Raw genomic sequence first — 20,941 nt, 5'->3', positions numbered from 1 at the left:
TTGCTCAGTATTCGCGCTATCTCCTCTTTCATTGATTGCTTACCTTTTGTGGTTAAAGATAGAATGATGTTTGGAATTGGGAAAAACAGAAGTGATCCGCGGCCCAAAAGTGCCGTCAGCCATGGGGTTGGTCTTGCTGGCTTGGTCGCGCTCATTATCTGGATCATCTTTTCGCGCAATTTTGGCATGGTAATGAACGGCCTGGGTGTTGCGCCACAGGTTTTCGGCTTCGACGTGATGCCAGAACGGGCCGATGGCCGCTATTTTGCGTTTTTGTGTGTTGTGTTTTGTGGGCTGGCCATGGTGGCGTGGTCGTTAATCGTTGATAAGGTCCACCGTCGCTCCTCAACCGGAATTGATTGGGCAAAGCCCAAGAAAATCGCCGATATTATGGAAACAAGCCAGATTAAACTGGCGGGCCTATGGGCAACATGGGGCATTATTGCAGGGCTTTACGGATTATGCCGTTGGTATTGGGACGGACAATATCTGTTCTCGATGGAAGTCTTTAGCTTCTTCGCGCCATTTTTGTTTTTCGGCTCTATTCCTTATGTCATCTGGCTTGATCGCTATCTGGTGAAACCGCGCGATGGTGCCTGGCATTTCGGTGCCATGCTATGCGGCTTGAAGGATTGGGAGGGCTCTGAAGTCGCCAACCATGCCCGCAGTTGGGCCGTTAAAGGCTTTTTCCTCGCATTCATGGTGTCCATTGTGCCAGGCGGCTTTGGTGAGCTTGTACGGCTTGATCTGGCAACACTTGCAGGCAATCCTGTGGCCATAGCATTTGCGCTTATTACCGGCATGTTCGTGGTCGATGTCCATTTTGCGACTGTTGGCTATTTGCTGACAATGAAGCCACTTGATGCCCATATCAGGACAGCCAATCCCTATCTGGCAGGCTGGCTGGCTGCTTTGATGTGCTATCCGCCCTTTATATTGATGGGCAATGGTCGCCCATTGCATTATGAAGTGGATACGCCCGGCTGGGCCAATCTGTTCGCTAATAGTCCGACAGTTCTAATCATTTGGGGCACTATTCTCGTTTTCCTAACCGGTATCTATGCTTGGGCGACCATGGTTTTTGGATTGCGGTTTTCCAATCTCACCCATCGCGGAATATTGACCCATGGCCCTTATGGCTGGACAAAGCATCCTGCCTATTTGTCGAAAAACGCATTTTGGTGGCTGGCGAGCTTACCATTTATCACCAATAGCGGCTCATGGGCAGAAGGCGTACGCAATGCTGCCATATTGGCTGTGATTAGCGCCATTTACTATTGGCGAGCGCGTACCGAAGAAAAGCATTTGATGGCTGACCCGGATTATCAGGCCTATGCAGCATGGATGGATCGTAATGGCCCTATACCCTTGGCGATCAACAAGCTGTTATCACTGTTCAAGCGTAACAGAAAGACGTCTGACGCATTACAAGCTGAAGCATCGCAGCCTGCCGAATAAGCCACAGCAATAGCCCGCAAAACAAAACCCGCCATGTATGAACATGACGGGTTTTGCCTGCGAACCCGAAGGACAAAAGAATGAGGGAGATTTGTCCAAAGGGCTATAAGTTAAAAGGTCTAAATCAGAAACATGTGCTGACATCAACAGCAAAAGCTGTAGCCTGTGAACAAATATCGACAAGCCGAGGGAATCCCTAGCATTTACGGTGTGTCTGGCATTTGTAATATTACGTATATTATATGTTAGCGCTAATTATATAACAGAAAGAGCGGAAGCGAATCGCTCTAGTGGCATTCACCATGGTGTCATCAGAAGCTGAAATTGTCATAAACAGGGGCGGTATTTTCACCCCATTCACCTTCATATAGTGCCAATAGCTCTTCTGCTGACGTTTTGCCCCGCCTTACCATATCATAAAGTGGTTCAAGGAAACCGGTTTCATTATCGCCGCTGCTGTTAAGGCGGTTGCGTGCGGTCAGTCCAGCCGAAGCTATGCCCAACACATCTTCCGCAATATCGCGCAGGCTGTGGTTATTGCCAATCGGAGCGGCCAGACCTTTTGCTGGAACGGTGTCGCGCAAAACCTGTCGCTCCTCAATGCTCCAATCTTTCACCAGATCCCAGGCCGCATCCAACGCAGTCTGATCATAGAGCAAACCGACCCAGAATGCCGGCAGGGCACAAATGCGGTTCCACGGTCCACCATCGGCGCCGCGCATTTCAAGGAATGATTTTAAGCGCACTTCAGGAAAGGCAGTGGAAAGATGGTCGTTCCAGTCATCCATGCTGGGTTTTTCACCGGGCAGCGCTGGCAATTTGCCATCCAGAAAATCGCGAAAGCTCTGTCCCGCTGCATCAATATATTGGCCGTTTCGGTAGACAAAATACATCGGCACATCGAGCATATATTCAACATAGCGCTCATAGCCAAAGCCATCATCAAATACGAAGGGCAGCATTCCTGTACGCTGCGGATCGGTATCTGACCAGATATGACTGCGATAGGAGAGATAGCCATTGGGCTTTCCCTCAGTAAATGGCGAATTGGCAAAAAGCGCTGTTGCCAGTGGCTGCAATGCCAGACCGACACGGAATTTCTTCGCCATATCGGCTTCGCTTGAATAGTCCAGATTGACCTGGATGGTGCATGTACGCAGCATCATGTCGAGCCCCAAATTGCCGACTTTCGGCATATGGTTCATCATGATCTTATAGCGACCTTTGGGCATGACCGACAGTTGGTCACGGCGTTTATCTGGCCACATGCCAAGGCCCAAAAAGCCTTTGCCTGTCTTCTCGCCAATGGCCTTAACCTGCTCCAGATGCCGACCTGTTTCTGCGCATGTTTGATGCAAGTTCTCCAGAGGTGCCCCGGATAATTCCAGCTGTCCAGCAGGCTCCAAGCTAACCGTTCCGTCAGCGCCGCGCATGGCGATGACATTTTCCGTGCCGTCGCTGCCGGTTTCATAAACCGGTTCCCAACCAAATTCCGTTAATGCCATGAGCAGGTCACGAATGCCGCCTTCTTCATCATAGCTGGGCGCATGATGGTCTGCACTGCAATAGACGAACTTTTCATGTTCAGTGCCAATGCGCCAGTCGGCCTGGGGTTTTTCGCCGCTTTGCATGGGCTGGATTAATTGGGCGACATTATCAATTGTCGGGCTGGCGGATGTGTCGGGGGTTCGCGTACTCATCCATCGCATTTACGTTCTGTGTCTTTGTTAAACCAGAGTTATTTTTAATATTTGCCACATTTGATCAGAACAAGCGTGATATCAAGATATTGCTGGATTAGTCGACGGTTGCTTGAAAGATAATCGCGAACGACTCGATAGGACCTAATGTGTCCGCCAATCCAGTGATTGTACCGCGAGGGGAAGCCGCAGGATCATAGGATATGCTGAACGGATCGGTCTCTGCTGCATCGTTAGCGTCATCATCTTCATCAGTCAGGGTGCCTGAACAATTGCTGCCTGATTGCAGTGAATCTGCGACATAGCTGATATTCGACAACAATACGTCGCCAGCAACAATATCTGTGGCGGTGCCGCTACCTGTATTGCTGACAACGATACAATACCGAATGGTCGCGCCGGGGATGGCTTTGGGGTCATTTGTTCCGTTTACAGGGTCAGAAATGATTTGCGAAATCTTGGTGACGGCCAATTGGGTCACGGGATTGCAAAGCGTGAAGTCTTGAATGGTAATTGCCTGTTGCCCTGGATTGGCAGGAATGTTGAAATTGTGATTTCCATATTCAATGGTGATGACATCGACAGGCCCTTGGAAAGTGATTCCCAGATTACCGTCAGGCTGGTCACTGTCAGAGGGGATATCACCAAAAGCCTCATTGCCGATAACAAAATTGGCGGTGCCATTTGTCAGGACCGGATTGACTGGGTTGCCGTTAAAAAAGCCCGTGACTCGAACCCGGTCGGCAAATTGACCAGCACCATGATCGACATCTGCCAGGCTAAATTGCGCGCCTTCAACGGCACTGGGCAATGTGATTGTTGTCGTCGCGACATCATTGATATTATTCATATCACTCAATTGGATCATCTGGTTCTGCCCTGTTTGGCCACCATTGATAACCGTTTGTAAATTGGGTGATTGACCGCCAAGTGCGGCGTTGTTCAAAAATGTGCCATCATTGGTCAATTGAAAGCGAATATCACCCAGGCCAGCCACGGCAAATGTATTGTCTAAACTACCAGCCACCCAAGTGCGCGTATCCCAATCGAATAGAGATGATCCTGCAGGACAAACCAATGTCGGTGTTACACCTGCGGTGCGGGTGCCTTGCACAGTGAATGCTACCGAATCATCATCATCTTCGTCAAATGAACCATTATTGACTGTCGAATCTAGGTCAGTAGTAGACGCAGCAATAATCTCTGCATTGTTGGTAACAGTGGCGGAGGCGGGTGCATTGACCGTTACGACAATGTCTATGCTGCTTGACCCGCCAGGCGCGACTGAGCCTACGTCCCATATGCCGGTTGCATCATTGTAAGTGCCCGTGCCAGATGCACTAAGAAAAACTGCGCCAGCAGGTAGAATATCGCGTACTTGAATGCCATTGGCTGTCTCTGGTGAAGCAGCGTTATTGGCAACAGTCAGTGTATAGGTAACATTGCTGCCTGCCAGAGGGTTGTTATTACTGACCGTTTTGGAAAGTGACAGATCAGCGCCCGTTGTAATCGGCTGAGGGGTCAGGAAAAGATCTGCCTGAAAAAACGTGCCGGTAGAGCCATCGCCGCCAGCAACGCCATTATTGTCAAAGTCACATATGAATAATGTCCATGTGCCCAGAGAACTTTGGCCAGCAAAACCCGCATTCAGGCTGTTCGCAGGTGTAAAGGTTCTTTGATAGGGCGGCACTATTGTGCCAGCAGTGGCGGTATCATTGGCCGTGTGGCCAGCAATAGGTGCCGCAGCCTGATCATCCAGCAGGACATTATAATTGTCCGCTGCACCGCCCGTCAAAACTTTGATGGTAACAATATTTCCTGCTGGTGAACGCAAGAACAATGCAACGTCGTCACGGTCGCCATGGCTTAACAAAGCACCAAGGTTAACATCTGCGACCACAAAATCATCGGTCACAATAAAGTCGCGTTGCAATGCCGCGGCGACACTACATGCATTGACGTTGGTAATTCCGCCTACTGCACTGTCGGTGCTATTGGTATATTGCACGGCTGATTGCGCATAGGCCGGCGCAGCAAAAAACGCCAAAAAACCAGCCATTAACAGGCAGGTTCTTGTAAGTTGTTGCATCAGAGATACCAAAGTCACGTACATATTAGTCCATCATTTCCCGATGATGCCTCTACGCAAAATTGTTTTAATTAGTGTGAATGTTGACAGCCATTAACCTTGCTTCGCTGTAAAATAAGGTAAAGGCAAAGGGTTAGCGAAAGATAGATTGTTGCACTATTCCACCCAATCACCGTGATGCGCCATCCATATAGCAGTTGCAGTTAGCGCAGCGGTTTCAGCGCGCAAAATGCGTGGACCCAATGATATGGCTATGGCGCGTGGATGGGCATTGATTGCGGCATTTTCGGTATCGCTAAAGCCGCCCTCCGGCCCGATTAACAATCCCGCAGGTCCGGGGTGATTGTGTAATTGTTCAGCAAAGCCTGATTGATGCTCGCCTTCATGGAGCCTTTCATCAGCAAAAAACAAATGCCGGTCATCGGGCCAATTATCGAGTGTTTGCTGTAAGGATGCCATTTCGGAAAGTTCTGGTAGGGCCGTTCTTTCGCACTGCTCCGCCGCTTCAATAACATGGGCGCGTAATTTCTCCGGTTTTATGCGATCGATAATGGTTCGCTCTGTGCGTACAGGCTGAATGCGCTTCACACCCAGTTCACAGGCCTTTTCGACCAGCCAATACCATCGGTCTTTCTTAATCGGTGCCGCGCAGAGCCAAAGATCTGGCACGACCTCACGATTGCGATATTTCTGCTCAACACGAGCAATAAGCTGGCGCTTACCGATGGAGGTGATGGTGGCGCGATATTCACCGGTTAGATCGTCGCACAGCATTATGCTTTCGGCCTCCGCCATGCGCATGACATTGCGCAGATAATGCGCTTGCGGCCCAGTAATGAGGATATCGCTATCAATGCGGAGTGGTTCTTCGACAAAAAGCCGTGATAGTGATTTCGGTGGCCAGGCAGGTTTTGCGGGCATGGGGTTTCCTGATCAATCTTTGATATTTATGCGGTGAAGCATGTTTTGCATGATTGATAAACACTCTTCGACAAAGACCAGGCTTATGGTTATTGGATTGTGATGCATTCAGACAGCAAAAATACTGATCACATAACGCCTGATAGTGAATATCGCGGGCTTATTGGCCTTGTTCCAACACCATTGCGCGGCTTTGCATTATTGGCGCGATTCGACCGGCCTATTGGTTGGTGGTTGCTGTTCTGGCCATGCGCATTCGCAACGGGCCTTGCAGGGGATATACGCGAGAAATGGCCGCTTCTTCTGTGGTTCCTGCTCGGCAGCATAGCCATGCGCGGTGCAGGCTGTGTGTATAATGATATTGTCGACCGTGAACTGGACGCGCAGGTCGCCCGCACCGCTTCACGGCCATTGCCCAGTGGCCAAGTCTCGCTGAGTGCGGCGTGGATATGGCTTGTCATATTGTGCCTGACAGGTTTGCTGGTGTTGTTGCAATTGCCCTATGAGGCGCAAATTATCGGCATGGCTAGCCTGATCCTGGTTGCGGCCTATCCGTTTATGAAGCGCATCAGCTGGTGGCCACAGGCTTGGCTGGGTATGGTGTTTAGCTGGGGCGCGTTGGTCGGCGGGGCCAGTGTTGCGGGTGGTTGGCCGGAAGCAGAGATTATCTGGCTCTATGCCGGTTGCATTTTCTGGGTCATCGGGTTTGATACAATCTATGCACTTCAAGATGTTGAGGACGATGCATTGGCCGGTATTCGCTCATCAGCGCGCGCTCTGGGTGATAATGTGCGTTTTGGCGTATTGGCTTTTTACATGCTGACAATTGGCTGTTGGGCCATGGCGATATGGACCAAGCGGCCTGACCCGATTGCGCTGCTTGCTTTAGTGCCAGTGGGTTTGCATATTTTCTGGCAGATTGGGACATTGCGGGTCGATGACCCCAATGATCCGCTCATCAAATTTCGTAGCAACCGGAATGCCGGGCTGTTTATGTTTTTGGCCTGTGCGACATTGGGCATGGCTGGTTAAGGTTATCATTGAGATAGAGGGAGAAGATCATGGCGTCATTTGAATATATTTTGCCTGCGACACAGAGTGGACGTGCAATGGACTGGAAAAATGCGCGTTTTGAAGGCGATACAGCGACTATTTGGGGCAATAGCCATACGGATAGGACATGGGGCGGAGCAAAGACCGGATCAAAGGGCATTTTACAGCTATCTGATCCGGTTGAACAGGCCGATGGCTCTTTTGTTCTGACCATTACTTTGCACGATCCTGAGCCCGTTATTGATGCCGAAGCTCTGGCTTTTCTGAGCCGTTATAACCTTGAAGACGGGTTTTACGGCGTCATTTGCACAATGTTGCAAGAGGGACGGCCAGCGATACATTCCTGATTCTTATGTCACAATGCGATGATCGTTTGATCTGCATATGTCATTGATAGCTGATCACTTCAAATTCGATGCCATCATTATCGAAGAAATAGAATCTCCGTCCGGGTTCATAGTCCCCATGTGAATGGGGTTCTAAACCGGCGGCGATGACCTTGGCTTCAATGGCATCAAGGTCTCCAACCTCAATGCCGAGATGGTTGAGTGGCTGGCCCTTGGCAAATGCTGTGGTCGGCTTGCTATCATTGCCCGTATATAGCGCAACATAGCTGTTTTCGTTACCGACATGGATGCTATGCCCGCCCAGCATTGCTGGTCCCTGCCACCGAATATGCCAGCCGAAAAGATCTATCAACAATGCGGCTGTCTTCTGATTATCGCGCACCGTCATATTGATATGTTCAATCCTTGCGTTTCCATTCTCTGTCATACGTTATTCTCCTTAATGTGTTTCATCTTCGTTTTGCGGCAGCCTTTTGCATGTCTTTTTGACCAACAGAATCGGCTGACTTGCTCTTTGTGCAACCTAAACCTAAGTTGAGGTCAAGCATTTTGCAGGAAAGCTAAAAAATGACGAAAACTCCGCAGCATCGTGGCTCGTTGACAATTGGTGATATTGCGCGGCGCACTGGTCTTTCCGTGTCTGCAATACGTTTTTATGAAGATAAGGGGCTGGTCCACCCGATACGCAGCGCTGGCGGGCAGCGGCGCTTTTTAAGGTCAGATATACGCCGCTTATCCTTCCTGTTGATCGCGCAGCAAATGGGCCTCAGCATCGCCGATATAGGGCAGGCATTGGCGGATTTGCCTAAGGATGAAGCACCGAGCAAAGAAGACTGGTCACGCATCGCAACCGCTGTACAAGGGTTAATTGATGAGCATATTGCCACGCTGGAGCGTACGCGCGAACGGCTTAGCGGCTGCATAGGTTGCGGCTGTTTGTCGCTAAAGGCCTGCGCATTGTATAATCCGCAAGACCGTGCAGGGAAAAAGGGGCCGGGCCCGCAACACATCCTAAAATCGCCAAATTCTGATGCTGATAGAAGGCTTATATAAACATGCTTGGTGCGCCCTAAGATTTTCTTCGCTGGTCATTTTGACAATCGGGCATATGTTCAGCTTAGCTAAACTGCCATATAGTCCGGCAGCACTATTTTAACTGTAAAGGAAATGCGCATGGCCGACACTGAAGAATATACACCGCCAAAGGTTTGGACATGGGATGAGGCAAGCGGCGGCCGCTTTGCCAATATTAACCGGCCTATATCCGGTGCGACGAAGGAGAAAGACCTGCCTGTGGGCAAGCATCCGCTGCAACTCTATTCATTGGCGACCCCTAATGGTGTGAAAGTCACCATGATGCTGGAAGAACTGTTGGAGAAAGGCCATGAAGGCGCGGAATATGATGCCTGGCTAGTCAACATTCAGGAAGGTGATCAATTTACCTCTGGTTTTGTGGGGGCAAATCCTAATAGCAAAATCCCTGCCATGATGGATCATAGCGGCGATACGCCCATCCGTATTTTTGAATCCGCATCGATATTATTCTATCTTGCAGAGAAATTCGGTGAGTTTTTGCCAACTGAGACTGCGGCACGCACGGAAGTTATGAACTGGGTATTCTGGCAAATGGGTAGCGCACCCTATTTGGGAGGCGGCTTTGGCCATTTTTATGCCTATGCACCGACCAAGCAGGAATATCCTATCAACCGTTTTGCGATGGAAGTAAAACGCCAGATGGATGTGTTGGACAAGCGTCTGGCAGATAACCGCTTCCTTGGCGGTGATGACTACACCATTGCCGATATGGCGGTATTCCCATGGTATGGCGCGCTGGCAAAGGGCTTGCTCTATAGTGCAGGTGAGTTTTTGCAGGTGGACAGCTATGAGCATGTCCAGCGTTGGAGTGCAGAAATTTATGAGCGTCCTGCTTCGCAGCGTGGTAGAATGGTCAATCGCCCCTTTGGTGAACCTTCATCCCAATTGCTTGAACGTCACGATGCCAGTGATTTTGAATTGCGGACACAAGACAAGATTGGCGGGGAAAGCCCTGAAGCCGTTTAGGTATTTCACGTATATTCTAAGGTTGTAAAGCCGCTGGAAGAAAAAGCCGCTGCCGGTATATCCCGCAGCGGCTTTTCTTTTGTCATTTACGGCCATGCAATATGTGGGGCCGCCAATGGGTCAGAAATGGAAAACCGGCCGGCACCTTGCGATACCGGCCGGCCCCACTAATGCTTTCCGATTACTCAGAAAGCATAACGCAAACGCAGAACACCGGAGTGGCTGCTATAGCTTGAAGCCAATTCGCCCTGATAGTCGAGAGCAACGCTCAGGCCATCAACATTGCCAAAGCGAACACCTGTACCGAATTCAAAACGCGATTGCGCTCCGTCGGTGGTGCTTACTTGGAATGGTGTACCTGATCCGGCAAAGGCCAGATCAAATGTGCGAGCATCGCCTACAAAGTCATAAGCGTAAGCAACATTACCGCGCAATGCGAAGCCATTGTCACCTTTTGCAGCAAGGCGAGCACCGATACGACCTTCGAAGAAGTCAACATCGCCTGCATCCACATTCAGGTTCAGCGCACCATTTTCAGTGTAGCTGTCTGAAGAGAGGCTGGCATAGTTGAAGCCAACAAAAGGTGTCACGCTCAACGTTTCACTGCCAAGCTCATATCCGGCATTTACTTGTGCGCGGATACCATCGAGATCAAATGCACCTGTTACTGGTCCTACAGCACTTGTACGCGTTGTATCGGCATCGCTGAACGAATAACCAACCAGACCGTTTACGAACACTTTCTCGCTATTATAGCCCAGATAAGCCGATATTTGCGAAGAGTTGATGTCGCTCTGTGAGCCACTGCCATTATCGCTGTCTACATCAATCTCAGCATAGCTATATGCCAGACCAACGCGAACAGTATCGCTGGCTGCAAAGTCAACACCGATGCTGAGGCCAAACGCATCCGCATTGTAACCGCTTACGCTGGTAGATTCAGCATCACGATCAGCAGTACGGACAAGTGCTTGTCCCCATAGGCCGGTTGTTTTCTCGCTAATAAGACGATCAGCAATGAAAGCATCAGACGCATTTTGTGTCTCATAGATTTCACGGGTCACGCCTTCATTAATGGCTGGCAACAGACTAAGAGCGGTTGTCTCAAAACCGGCTGCGTCAGTAACATCATTCAATGCGTTGAACACATCTGTAGGCAATTGGTTTGCGGCAATTGCATTGTTCAAACCACCACCAAAGCCGCTGACATTCGCATCGGTGGAAACCGCGCTCAAGTCATTAGCAGATGTTGTTACTGTGATTGAACCAATGTCCACCTGATAATCGATCAGGAAATCATTTTCGGCCAGATTAACCGTGACGCCATTGTCAGTAAAGGCTCCGGTTTCATCCAACACGGTGAATGATGCACCAATATCGCCTTGTCCAATGCTGTCGGTTGCGATGTTCACAACGCTGCCAGCGTTCAACACAGTATCGCCATCTACGAGCAGAGTATCAGCAGACAGATCAAAATTTAGAGCTCCGTAAACCGTTAGATTACCTTCGATTGTGCGGTCGCCATTGACGTTCAACGTCGCAGGTGCTGCGACAGTTACCGCAACATTGCCCAAAACATCGCCACCAAATTCGGTTGTGCCGTCAGCAAATGTCAGCGTATCGTCAAAAGCCGAACCAACAAAGCTGCCATTCAAAGCACCGCCATTTTGAACAAAGTTCAAAGCTGACAATGCGGTTGATGCGTCAACTGCTGATGGACCGGTCAAAGTGCCATTGTTGAAGAACGTGCCAGTAAAGGTAACATTCTCAATCAATACAGCCGCACCAGTTTCAGAAGATATGGTACCGTTGTTGATGATATCATCAGTGACCGTGACAGTTGTGCCTGCACCCGCGCCGTTGAACAGACGCAAACCAGCAGATGCACCGGAGGCCAGAGCTTCGCCGCGGCCTGCAATGGTTCCGTCATTCACCAAAGTGAAGCTGCGGACGTCTCCATCTGCAGTTCCAACCTGAACAGAGACACCAGAACCCTGGACGACGGCGTCGATGGTTCCTGTGTTGTTCAAGGTGAAGTTGTTGGCTGTGCCGTCTGCATAGACAGTACCGTTACGCTGTGCACCTGTGCCGAGGATGGAGCCGCTATTGTTTACGGTCAATCCAGTGCCATCGATGTTGAGCGCGCGGCTGCCTGATGAGATTGTGCCAGCATTGTTAACAACTGCGCCGGTGAAGATACCGCCGCCCGCAGGGGTTGCGTTACCAAAGTACAGGCCATTGTTAACGCCAGAGATGGTGCCACCAGCAAGGTTGTCAATCGTGCCAGAGAAGCTAACGCCATTGACGAAACGGATACCCGCTGTCGTGCCGTTATCAGCCTCTGAATCGATCAAGCCTGAGTTGGTGATTGTTCCAGTAAACAGGCCGGTTGTTGAACCTTCCAGAACACCGCCAACACGCGTACGCTCAAAGCGCAGGCCATCACCGGCTGCTGTCGAACCAGCACCTTGAACACCGCGACCCTGAATTGTGCCAGAGTTGATGATGTCAAAATTGTTGCCAGCTTCAGAAAGCTCGACCGAGAAGGCCGCGCCATCAAATACGGCATCAATGGTTCCAGCGTTGTTCAAGGTAAAGTCTTGCGCAGTGGCGTCTGCGTAAACTGTACCGTTGCGTTGCTGACCTGTACCTAGGATTTGACCGCCCGCCAGGTTGTTAACAGTCAATCCCGTGCCATCAATGTTGAGCGCACGGCTGCCTGATGAGATTGTGCCAGCGTTGTTAACAACAGCGCCGGTAAAGTCACCGCCGCCAGCAGGGGTTGCATTGCCGAAGTACAGACCGTTCTGAACACCAGAGATGGTGCCACCAGCAAGGTTGTCCAGCGTGCCAGAGAAGCTAACGCCATTGACGAAACGGATACCCGCTGTCGTGCCGCTATCACCTTCTGAATCGATCAAGCCAGAGTTGGTGATTGTTCCTGTGAACAAACCAGAGGTCGTGCCGTCAAGAAGACCATTAACACGCTCACGCTCGAAGCGGATACCGTCACCAGCAAGCGGTGAACCTGCACCAGCTGTTCCGCGGCCTTGGATGGTGCCGGTATTCACGATGTCAAAGTTATTGCCTGCTTCTGAGAGTTCAGCAGAGAAGCCTGCACCTTGATTGCCTTCACCAGCATCGATGACGCCGTCATTGTTCAATGTGAAGTCTTGCGCTGTACTGTCTGCATAGACCGTACCATTGCGTTGATCGCCCGTGCCGATGATCGTTCCGGCATTGTTGATTACCAAGCCGGTACCATCGATGTTGAAAGCACGGCTGTCTGATGAGATTACACCTGTTGCTAGGTTGTTGAACACACCGCCTATATGGTCCCCGCCGCCTGCTGGGGTTGGATTGCCAAAATAAACACCGTTTTGCACGCCGGTAATGGTGCCAGCATTGTCAAATGTTCCTTGGAAAGATACGCCATTGACAAAACGTACACCGGCCACAGTTCCATTGGCACCTTCTGATGCGATCAATCCACCTTCTGCATTGGTAACGCTTCCTGTGAACAGACCGATAGATGGACTCATAAGTGTTCCATCAGCAGCGCGTGTACGCTCAAAGCGCAGACCATCGCCCGCTGTTGCTGCGCCGGCTGAGGCATTACCACGGCCTTGGATTGTGCCAGAGTTCACGATGGTGAAGTCATTGCCTTCTGCTGTTAATTCAGCGGAGAAGCCAGCGCCTTCATTGCCTGCACCGGCATCGATGACGCCATCATTGTTCAATGTGAAGTCTTGCGCGGTGCTGTCTGCATAGACCGTACCATTGCGCTGATTGCCCGTGCCGATGATTTGACCGCCAGCAAGGTTGTTTATTGTCAATCCTGTGCCATCAATGTTCAGCGCACGGCTGCCTGATGAGATGGTGCCAGCGTTGTTAACAACAGCGCCGGTAAAGTCACCGCCGCCAGCAGGGGTTGCATTGCCGAAGTACAGACCGTTCTGAACACCAGAGATGGTGCCACCAGCAAGATTGTCGATAGTGCCGGCAAAAGATACGCCGTTGACAAAGCGGATGCCCGCAACGGTGCCATTAGCGCCGTCTGATGAAATAGTGCCTGAATTGGTGATGTTGCCGGTCAGCAAGCCTGATGTTGTGGCATCAAGTGCACCTGCATTGCGGGTACGTTCAAAACGAATGCCATCACCAGCAGTAGCTGCCCCGGCTCCGGCGTCGCCGCGTCCTGCAATCAATCCGCTATTAGTGATGTTGATGGTTGTGCCTTCTTCGGCCAGTTCAGCAGAGAATCCAGCGCCGCCAACAACAGCATCAATGATACCGTCATTGTTGAGCGCGAAGTTGTAAGCCGTTACATTGGTATAAACCGTGCCGTTACGCTGAACGCCCGTTCCTAGGATTGAGCCTTCATTGTTCAAAGTGGCGTCGTCACCATCGATTTGAACGCCGCGTGAATCTGCTGTGATAATGCCAGTAACGCCATTGTTGATAACAGCGCCGGTTGTGCCATCAGAGACCTCAACGGTCTGGGTAACGCCAGTCGTTGTCAGCGTGCCATCATTATTGAGTGTGACATCGTTATTTTCAATATCGACTGCGGGAGCACCTGCGACGATTACGACACTACCAATTGGGTTGTTGATGGTTTCGCCATCAGCAGCGCTGGTAATTGTCTGCGCATGGGCGTTGGCCGATACGACCAAAGCAAGTGCGGATGAGGTCAGCAAGAATTTGCTACCCAGCACTTTAGTATTGCCAGTAGTAGAAATAGTCATGTTTTACCTTTCGGAAATCCTAGTGGGAAATGAAGCCTGGTCGGGGGAGATCAGGCTTCGATAATGCCAATAAATAGGAAATACCGAGTCGTATAATACATGTTCCTGATAGTGATTATAAGTTTTGCTTATAATCTAATATCTTGAAAATATTGAATTTTATTTTGAAGGCAGCAGAAATCCGGCCCTTTATTAAAGAGCCGGGTTGTAAGAATATTCGCGGTTACTTTGTGCGTCGTTTTAGTGCAGCACTGTCACATTTTCTGGCGGTTGATTACGCATCTGGTTGCATAAGGCATCAAGAATATGTTTGCGTGCACAGCCCTTACGGGACAGGAATCCGATCTTTCTCACAAAGCGCTCATCATCAATAGCGATGAACCGTATCCGCGGATTCGCACGGCCGATGAAAGGCATGCCAAGTTCGGGAACAAGGGTACAGCCATAGCCGTCCGCAATATATTGTGAAGCTGTCAACAAACTCGTCGCTGACATATCCTCTGGTAGGTCTAGTCCTATCTGCTTCTCTTGACATAATGAGATTGCTTCATTGCGAAGACAATGATCGTTATCGAGCAAAAGCAATTCATCTCGCGGGATTTCATCAGCTTTGACAACATTCTGATTACTAAGCCTGTGATTATCCGCGACGATAAGATATAATTTTTCTTTAAAAACCGGTGTAAAGTCACATCCTGGTGCATCAATCGGCCCGCTCACCATGGCGATATCAATCGTGCGGTCGCGCATTTCCATGATCAAATTAGCAGTAGGTTTTTCGCGATATATCAGCTTCATTTTGGCTGACACATCTTTTACCGACTTGGTGACATAGGGAACAACAAAGGGCGCCAATGTTGGGAAAATCCCGATCTTCAAAGGCACGGAAAGAGGGTCGCGATACTCAGCAGCCATATCGTTGATCTGGCGTGCGGAACGCTGCATTTCGCGCGCTGTGCTAATAATTCTGCATCCGGCTTCTGTCGGGCTCACCATTTGGTTGCCGCGAATAAACAGCTCAACGCCTAAGCGTTCTTCCAGCTTTTTGACCTGCGAGGATAAAGCGGGCTGCGAGACATGACATGCCTGTGCGGCCTTTCCGAAATTCCCATATCGCTCAATTGCGACAATATATTCCAAATCCCGTAAATTCATTCCTGACACCTCTTACTGAGTATCATTCGGGTATTCTTCGGACTTTGTTACAAGGTTACAACATATTTTGTTTACTGGATCATACATCTGCTTTTTATCGCATATATGATGTGGATTTACTCGGCTGCGAGAAGTTCTTCCGCGCCGCCCAGATCGACGGAAACAAGGCGGCTAATGCCTTTTTCAATCATCGTGACGCCGAATAAACGGTGCATACGGCTCATGGTCACGGCATTATGCGTCACGATCAGATAGCGGGTATCTGTTTCACGCGCCATTTGGTCGAGCAGATCGCAAAAACGGTCAATATTTGCATCGTCCAGCGGGGCATCAACTTCATCCAGCACACAAATAGGTGCTGGGTTGGTCAGGAATAATCCAAAGATCAAAGCGATTGCTGTCAATGCTTGTTCGCCGCCAGATAATAATGTCAGGGAGGAGAGTTTCTTGCCTGGCGGCTGTGCCATAATCTCCAATCCGGCCTCTAGCGGATCATCGCTATCGATCATTGCCAAATGCGCCTTGCCGCCATTGAACAATCGCACAAAAAGCCTTTGAAAGTGATTATCCACCTCCTCAAAAGCAGCACGCAAACGTGCTCTGCCTTCACGGTTCAGGCTGCTGATGGAGCCGCGCAGCTCTGAAATAGCGGTGATAAGCTCTTCATGCTCTTGTCTGGCCGTTGCTGTTTCCAGCTCCAATTCTTCCAATTCGTCTGCCGCAACCAGATTGACCGGACCCAGACGTTCACGCGATGCTGTCAATCGCTCCAGTTCCGCAGACTCATTTGTGGTCTCGCCGACATCATCACTGTCAAAACCGGCACGGCTAGGCAAAATGGGTGGCGGACATTCAAAACGCTCACCAGAAATTCTGCCCATTTCCACCCTGCGCATTTCGGCATTTTCCGCGCGTGTAGCGGCTGCGGCCCGCCGTTCACGTGCTTGCGCCATGGCCTCGCCAGCTGCTGCACTGGCTTGCTCTGCCAAGCGCACGGCTTGATCGACTTCAGATAAAGCGCTTTCTTGTGTCGCCAGCGTTTTGGCTATGCCGGTGCGTTCTTCCTCGGCAATGGTCAGTTCTTGCGCCAATTGTTCTGGCGTGTCTTGCAGCTTGGCCTGCTCTGCGCTTATTTCCTCGGCACGTTTTGACAAATCACGCAACCTTTGATCAGCCTCACCGGAGCGTGCTTCCCACCCTCTAATCTCAGCCTTCACAACGGCGCGTCGTTCGCGAACCCGCGTTAGCTCCTGCTCACTACCTGCCAATGCAGCTTGCGCCTGTTGCAGCGCCGTCCGCATCATATCGCTTTGTCGCTGCACTTTAGCCAATGCTTCTGCTTGTGCACTGCCATCAGGCAAGGCGTCACACTGTTGCTGCGCATCCTGCAAAGCGCTTTGCGAGTCTTTGCCCGATTGCTCCAATTCTGTGCGACGTTCTGCAATCTCGTTGCGGCGTTCTTCAGTACGCTTGCGTTCAAATTCTGCGCTATCAAGGTTGCGCAGCCCATCACGCTCCTGTTGACGCAGCTCACTAAGCTGATTGCGCAATTCGCTCTGTTGGCTTTGCAATTGCTGCAATTGGGTTAGCGATTGGTCGAGCGCGGACTGTGCAGATGCAATCTCAGCCTCGGCCTCGGCTATTATTGCAACCAATGCGCTCAGCCGGTTCTGTCTTTCCATCCGCTGTGCTGCGCCGCTATGCCCGCTTAAACTGACCAATCCGTCCCACCGGCGCATGGCCCCTGCTTTGGTAACCAGCCTTTGCCCACGAGACAAAATCTGCCCATCATCTTGCTCGGCAACAAACAGGCTGGCCAAACGTGCGCTAAGGGCTGATGGTGCCTCGGCGATATGATCTGCTAGAGCGGTGCACCCTTTTGGGGTGTCATTGGCGCTTTTTACGGCATTGTCAGACCAGTAAAAATCGGCACGGCCATCATTATCGCCAATCGCTGCATCCAGATCATCGCCCAGCGCCGCTGCTAGAGCTTTTTCATAACCCTCCTCAACGCGGATATGGGTAATGGCTTTATTGTCACTCTGACCGGCTTTTAGATCTCGTTCCAATGCGTTGCGCTCGCTGGTCAGACCGCTTAGCTTGGCTTTGGATGTTGATAGCGCTGCCTCATTTTGTTGTCGCTGCCGTGATGCCGTTTCCTGTTGTGCAGCATTATCTTGCTGCTTCTGTTCCAGCGCGGCAATGTTGTCTGCCATGCGTTCCAAGTTCTTGCGTTGGTCAGCGACAGTTTTTTCCATAGCGACCAGATCGCCCAACTGTTCCTGCAGCGCATTTAACCGAGCTTTTGCCTGTTCCCACTGCGCCACCTGACGTGATGCCGCCGCCAGCATATTGTCCGCCACACGTATGTCAGCCTCAATACGTGCAGATTCAGCGGTTGCTCTTGCTAGCTCAACCTCTGTCTCGCGTACTGCCCGTTCCGCATTCTCATAGGCCGATTGAAAAGTCGGTTGTTGTTGCTCTAGCCTGTTCAGTTCTGCATCAAGTTTCTGCGATTCATCTTGTAGCTTGTTGAGCGCGGTAACCGCATCAAGGGTCAGCCGGTCCTCTCGGCCACGGTCATCGGCGATACGCCCGGCCTGTCGTTCCAAATCCGCGAGACGGGAAATCATGGTCTGGCGCTGGCTGGTCAGGGCCGCGATCCGGTGCGTTGCATCGCTATTGCGCTGGCGGCTTTGCTCAACGGCAATACGGATGTCAGCCAATTTGTTGGTCAGCAATTTTTGCTCAGTCTGGGCGGCCAGCAGCTTTTCCTGCTCTATATTAACCTGCGCTTCTGCGGCTGTGGCTTCTTCTTTTGCGCTATCAGCTGCGGCTTTAGCATCGCGCCAACGCGCATAAATTAGCCGTGCCTCAGCGGTTAAAATTGCCTCACTCAGTTTTTTATAGCGTTCTGCCGCGCGCGCCTGTTTGCGCAAATGGGCTGCGCGTGCATCCTGATCGGCCATAATATCGTCAAGCCGCGCCATATTGCTTTCAGCAGCACGCAATTTTTGCTCAGCATCCTTGCGCCTTACATGCAGGCCGGAAATTCCAGCAGCTTCTTCCAGCATCTGTCGGCGTTCGGTTGGCTTGGCAGCAATTGCTGCGGCGATTCTGCCTTGGCTGACCAATGCTGGTGAGTGTGCGCCGGTTGCTGCATCAGCAAAAATCAACGCAATATCTTTGGCACGGACATCGCGGCCATTTGCCCGATAAGCAGAACCTGCATCGCGTTCTATCCGGCGGACAATTTCCAGCTCTGGATCATCATCATTGCCAGCAAGTTGCTGTCCGCCAACAACCGTCTTGCCAGAAGCATCGAGCAGATGAACAATCTCTCCAGGCTGTTTTTCGGCCAGCAACGTGACCTCTGCAAAATCACGTGCAGGGCGGCGCTGTGTTCCGGCGAAAATGACATCCGACATGCCGCCACCGCGCATGGATTTTGCAGAATTTTCGCCCATGACCCAGCGAATAGCTTCCAGCAAATTGGATTTGCCGCAGCCATTGGGGCCAACAATACCTGTCAGGCCCGGCTCGATATGCAGTTCGGTCGGGTCAACAAAGCTTTTAAAGCCGGACAGTTTCAGGCGTTTAATCAGCATGGCTTAGCCAAACGAACAACGCCAACCGACAATTTGCAACAAAAAAGCCTGATTCTTCCCCCGAAAATACCGATTTCTGGGAAAGCATCAGATTATTGGTCAATTATGACCATAGGACAGGCAAATTATTGGTCGCGTGCGCCCATTTGTTGGAAGCGGTTTTCAATTTCAGTCCAGGTTCCCAGTTCGACTTTTTGCCCGTTTATGACAAAAGTCGGGGTGCCAGTGATATTGAACTGCTCATTAAATGTCTGGTTGTTCTGAACCAGAGTGTTCACAGCTTCAACATTGGACAGGCAATCTTCGGCCTGTGCTTTGGAAACGCCGCGCGTCTGGAAAAATTCGACCAGTCCAAGCACATTGCCCAATGCAACAAAACGCTGCTCTTCAGGCAATTGCACTGTCTGTTGAACCGCCTGTTCGCCAGCCGCTTGCAAACCGGCAAACATCAATGACTGGTTTTCGAACAATTGTTCAGTGCGAGAAAAATATGCCTCTGGCGCGCCGCATTGTGTCAGCAATGTTGCGGGGATGTCATAAGGGTTCAGCAGATAGCTGCGAATCTCAAAACTGACTCGGCCTGAATTGACATATTTGTCGCGCAAAGTTTCGAAAGACTGCTCAGCAAAGTCTCGGCAATGTCCGCATGTCATTGACGCGAATTCGAGAAATTTGATCGGCGCGTCTGGGTTGCCCATGACATAACCGCCTTCAGGCGTTTTGGATACGACATTGGCCCATGTCTGCCCCTCTGCAGGCTGAATGATAGGCAATACTTCACTGTTGCCCGCAGCGCCAAGAGCGTCTCCTTCTGCATTGTTACACGCAGTCAATGCGAGTGCCAGTCCTGCTGTCGCAAGCAATGAACGGGCGAATTTGGCATGGAGAAATTTGGTCATTATTCTGGTCCTTCATAAGGGCGATGCATAATCTTTGCCCTGAAAATCAATATATCTGGGATAAAGCACTAACGGAAAAATTCGGTCTTTATAATTAGAGGCCCCCAAAAGCACTGCGCAATAGCGGTTCCAACCGCTGCCAGCTATGGGTCTTTTTCTGATATTTATCATTGATGGTAAAGGCCGGTGTGCCTTCAATTTTGACTGTTTCACTTGCATAGCGAGTCATCCCGATGACCAAACTTTGCTCCACTTCATCAGCAAGGCATTGGTCGATCTCAGCATCTTTAAAGCCGCGCTTTTGCATGATGGCTCGCAAACCTGTATCGCTCGCAATATATTGCAGCCGCTTGCCAATATCGGATGTCTGCCAGCGTTTTTGTGCGATCGGGTCGGGCGAAGTTGCGCGGCTAATCCATTGTTGCTGCTGCGCCAATATTGCGCGGTGATTGCCAAAAAATTTGGATGGTTCCCCGCAGCGGGCAAGCAAAGCTGCCGTATAATCAAATTGGTCCCGCACAAAATTGCGGACCTCTACGCTCACTTTGCCGGTGCTGACATACCGTGTCTCAACAGCTTCTGCAGATTGCGCCGCATAGGTTGCGCAATGTGGGCAGCTATAGCTGACATATTCAACCAGTCTTTTGCGCGCTAATGGATTACCCAGAACATGCCCGCCATTTTCCGAAACGGTAACGCGTTTCGTCCAGTCGGTTTGCGGCGCTGCTACTTGCGCATTGTCCGGGGAAGAGGCTGTGCCAGCATGCGCTGTAAAAGTAGCTAGGCCAGCAATGGCCAGAGCGAAGGCAGTGCCTGTCAAAAGTTTTTTGGTCATCATTGATCACACATCTTGTTATCAATTGGGAGTTATGTTGCTTTACCCTTAAAGCAGCCAAAATGTC

General features: G+C 50.7%; 14 protein-coding genes. 5 read left to right on the top strand and 9 right to left on the bottom strand.

Annotated features, from left to right (window positions below; translation table 11 throughout):
• Positions 1 to 63: 63 nt before the first annotated feature.
• The gene (locus tag ACR9YC_RS11120) at positions 64 to 1,458 is read left to right on the top strand and encodes a methyltransferase family protein (RefSeq protein ID WP_438727642.1); all 1,395 of its coding nucleotides are present in this window, start codon (positions 64 to 66) and stop codon (positions 1,456 to 1,458) included.
• Positions 1,459 to 1,769: 311 nt separating this feature from the next.
• On the opposite strand, the gene ACR9YC_RS11115 is transcribed toward ACR9YC_RS11120, so the two are convergent.
• The 3 genes from ACR9YC_RS11115 to ACR9YC_RS11105 all read right to left on the bottom strand — a co-directional run bounded on the left by ACR9YC_RS11115 (position 1,770) and on the right by ACR9YC_RS11105 (position 6,168).
• The gene (locus tag ACR9YC_RS11115; protein WP_438727639.1) at positions 1,770 to 3,158 is read right to left on the bottom strand and encodes a glutamate--cysteine ligase; all 1,389 of its coding nucleotides are present in this window, start codon (positions 3,156 to 3,158) and stop codon (positions 1,770 to 1,772) included.
• A gap of 97 nt (positions 3,159 to 3,255) precedes the next feature.
• Positions 3,256 to 5,217, bottom strand: a complete 1,962-nt coding sequence (locus ACR9YC_RS11110; RefSeq protein WP_438727637.1) for a proprotein convertase P-domain-containing protein — start codon at positions 5,215 to 5,217, stop codon at positions 3,256 to 3,258.
• A gap of 186 nt (positions 5,218 to 5,403) precedes the next feature.
• Entirely contained in the window at positions 5,404 to 6,168 is a 765-nt protein-coding gene (locus tag ACR9YC_RS11105; RefSeq protein ID WP_438727634.1) for a 16S rRNA (uracil(1498)-N(3))-methyltransferase, read from the bottom strand.
• A gap of 102 nt (positions 6,169 to 6,270) precedes the next feature.
• Between ACR9YC_RS11105 and ubiA the strand changes: the two genes are divergently transcribed.
• Both ubiA and ACR9YC_RS11095 read left to right on the top strand, forming a co-directional pair.
• Entirely contained in the window at positions 6,271 to 7,200 is a 930-nt protein-coding gene (gene ubiA / locus ACR9YC_RS11100) for a 4-hydroxybenzoate octaprenyltransferase (RefSeq protein ID WP_438731778.1), read from the top strand.
• 29 nt (positions 7,201 to 7,229) lie between these two features.
• On the top strand, positions 7,230 to 7,568 hold the full coding sequence (locus tag ACR9YC_RS11095; RefSeq protein ID WP_438727631.1) for a hypothetical protein: 339 nt from the start codon (positions 7,230 to 7,232) through the stop codon (positions 7,566 to 7,568).
• A 40-nt stretch (positions 7,569 to 7,608) separates the two neighbouring features.
• Here ACR9YC_RS11095 and ACR9YC_RS11090 read toward each other — a convergent pair whose 3' ends face one another.
• The gene (locus ACR9YC_RS11090) at positions 7,609 to 7,995 is read right to left on the bottom strand and encodes a VOC family protein (RefSeq protein ID WP_438727628.1); all 387 of its coding nucleotides are present in this window, start codon (positions 7,993 to 7,995) and stop codon (positions 7,609 to 7,611) included.
• Between the two features lie 140 nt (positions 7,996 to 8,135).
• On the opposite strand from ACR9YC_RS11090, the gene soxR reads away from it, so the two are divergent.
• On the top strand, positions 8,136 to 8,621 hold the full coding sequence (soxR, locus tag ACR9YC_RS11085; protein ID WP_438727625.1) for a redox-sensitive transcriptional activator SoxR: 486 nt from the start codon (positions 8,136 to 8,138) through the stop codon (positions 8,619 to 8,621).
• Positions 8,622 to 8,741: 120 nt separating this feature from the next.
• Positions 8,742 to 9,629 (top strand): glutathione-dependent disulfide-bond oxidoreductase, encoded by an 888-nt coding sequence (gene yghU, locus ACR9YC_RS11080; protein ID WP_438727622.1) that lies wholly within the window; start codon positions 8,742 to 8,744, stop codon positions 9,627 to 9,629.
• A gap of 185 nt (positions 9,630 to 9,814) precedes the next feature.
• On the opposite strand, the gene ACR9YC_RS11075 is transcribed toward yghU, so the two are convergent.
• The 5 genes from ACR9YC_RS11075 to ACR9YC_RS11055 form a co-directional block, all read right to left on the bottom strand.
• Positions 9,815 to 14,377 (bottom strand): autotransporter domain-containing protein, encoded by a 4,563-nt coding sequence (locus tag ACR9YC_RS11075; RefSeq protein WP_438727619.1) that lies wholly within the window; start codon positions 14,375 to 14,377, stop codon positions 9,815 to 9,817.
• Positions 14,378 to 14,617: 240 nt separating this feature from the next.
• Positions 14,618 to 15,532, bottom strand: a complete 915-nt coding sequence (locus ACR9YC_RS11070) for a LysR substrate-binding domain-containing protein (RefSeq protein ID WP_438727616.1) — start codon at positions 15,530 to 15,532, stop codon at positions 14,618 to 14,620.
• A gap of 116 nt (positions 15,533 to 15,648) precedes the next feature.
• Entirely contained in the window at positions 15,649 to 19,140 is a 3,492-nt protein-coding gene (gene smc / locus ACR9YC_RS11065; protein ID WP_438727613.1) for a chromosome segregation protein SMC, read from the bottom strand.
• 125 nt (positions 19,141 to 19,265) lie between these two features.
• Positions 19,266 to 20,039: a thioredoxin domain-containing protein gene (locus ACR9YC_RS11060; RefSeq protein WP_438727611.1), complete on the bottom strand. Its 774-nt coding sequence runs from the start codon at positions 20,037 to 20,039 to the stop codon at positions 19,266 to 19,268.
• Between the two features lie 94 nt (positions 20,040 to 20,133).
• On the bottom strand, positions 20,134 to 20,877 hold the full coding sequence (locus ACR9YC_RS11055; RefSeq protein ID WP_438727608.1) for a DsbA family protein: 744 nt from the start codon (positions 20,875 to 20,877) through the stop codon (positions 20,134 to 20,136).
• Positions 20,878 to 20,941 lie beyond the last annotated feature (64 nt).

Origin of the sequence: Parasphingorhabdus sp. DH2-15 (assembly GCF_051668705.1) — a bacterium.
In the GTDB taxonomy this organism is placed as follows: Bacteria; Pseudomonadota; Alphaproteobacteria; order Sphingomonadales; family Sphingomonadaceae; genus Alterisphingorhabdus.
The sequence above is the reverse complement of the archived record's forward strand: the minus strand, read 5'-3'. Positions and strand labels throughout refer to the sequence as shown.

Excerpts from the sequence above, each read along its gene's own strand:
- ACR9YC_RS11120 (WP_438727642.1), top strand. The coding sequence starts at position 64 with ATGATGTTTGGAATTGGGAAAAACAGAAGTGATCCGCGGCCCAAAAGT.
- ACR9YC_RS11115 (WP_438727639.1), bottom strand. The coding sequence starts at position 3,158 with ATGAGTACGCGAACCCCCGACACATCCGCCAGCCCGACAATTGATAAT.
- ACR9YC_RS11110 (WP_438727637.1), bottom strand. The coding sequence starts at position 5,217 with ATGGCTGGTTTTTTGGCGTTTTTTGCTGCGCCGGCCTATGCGCAATCA.
- ACR9YC_RS11105 (WP_438727634.1), bottom strand. The coding sequence starts at position 6,168 with ATGCCCGCAAAACCTGCCTGGCCACCGAAATCACTATCACGGCTTTTT.
- ubiA (WP_438731778.1), top strand. The coding sequence starts at position 6,271 with ATGCATTCAGACAGCAAAAATACTGATCACATAACGCCTGATAGTGAA.
- ACR9YC_RS11095 (WP_438727631.1), top strand. The coding sequence starts at position 7,230 with ATGGCGTCATTTGAATATATTTTGCCTGCGACACAGAGTGGACGTGCA.
- ACR9YC_RS11090 (WP_438727628.1), bottom strand. The coding sequence starts at position 7,995 with ATGACAGAGAATGGAAACGCAAGGATTGAACATATCAATATGACGGTG.
- soxR (WP_438727625.1), top strand. The coding sequence starts at position 8,136 with ATGACGAAAACTCCGCAGCATCGTGGCTCGTTGACAATTGGTGATATT.
- yghU (WP_438727622.1), top strand. The coding sequence starts at position 8,742 with ATGGCCGACACTGAAGAATATACACCGCCAAAGGTTTGGACATGGGAT.
- ACR9YC_RS11075 (WP_438727619.1), bottom strand. The coding sequence starts at position 14,377 with ATGACTATTTCTACTACTGGCAATACTAAAGTGCTGGGTAGCAAATTC.
- ACR9YC_RS11070 (WP_438727616.1), bottom strand. The coding sequence starts at position 15,532 with ATGAATTTACGGGATTTGGAATATATTGTCGCAATTGAGCGATATGGG.
- smc (WP_438727613.1), bottom strand. The coding sequence starts at position 19,140 with ATGCTGATTAAACGCCTGAAACTGTCCGGCTTTAAAAGCTTTGTTGAC.
- ACR9YC_RS11060 (WP_438727611.1), bottom strand. The coding sequence starts at position 20,039 with ATGACCAAATTTCTCCATGCCAAATTCGCCCGTTCATTGCTTGCGACA.
- ACR9YC_RS11055 (WP_438727608.1), bottom strand. The coding sequence starts at position 20,877 with ATGATGACCAAAAAACTTTTGACAGGCACTGCCTTCGCTCTGGCCATT.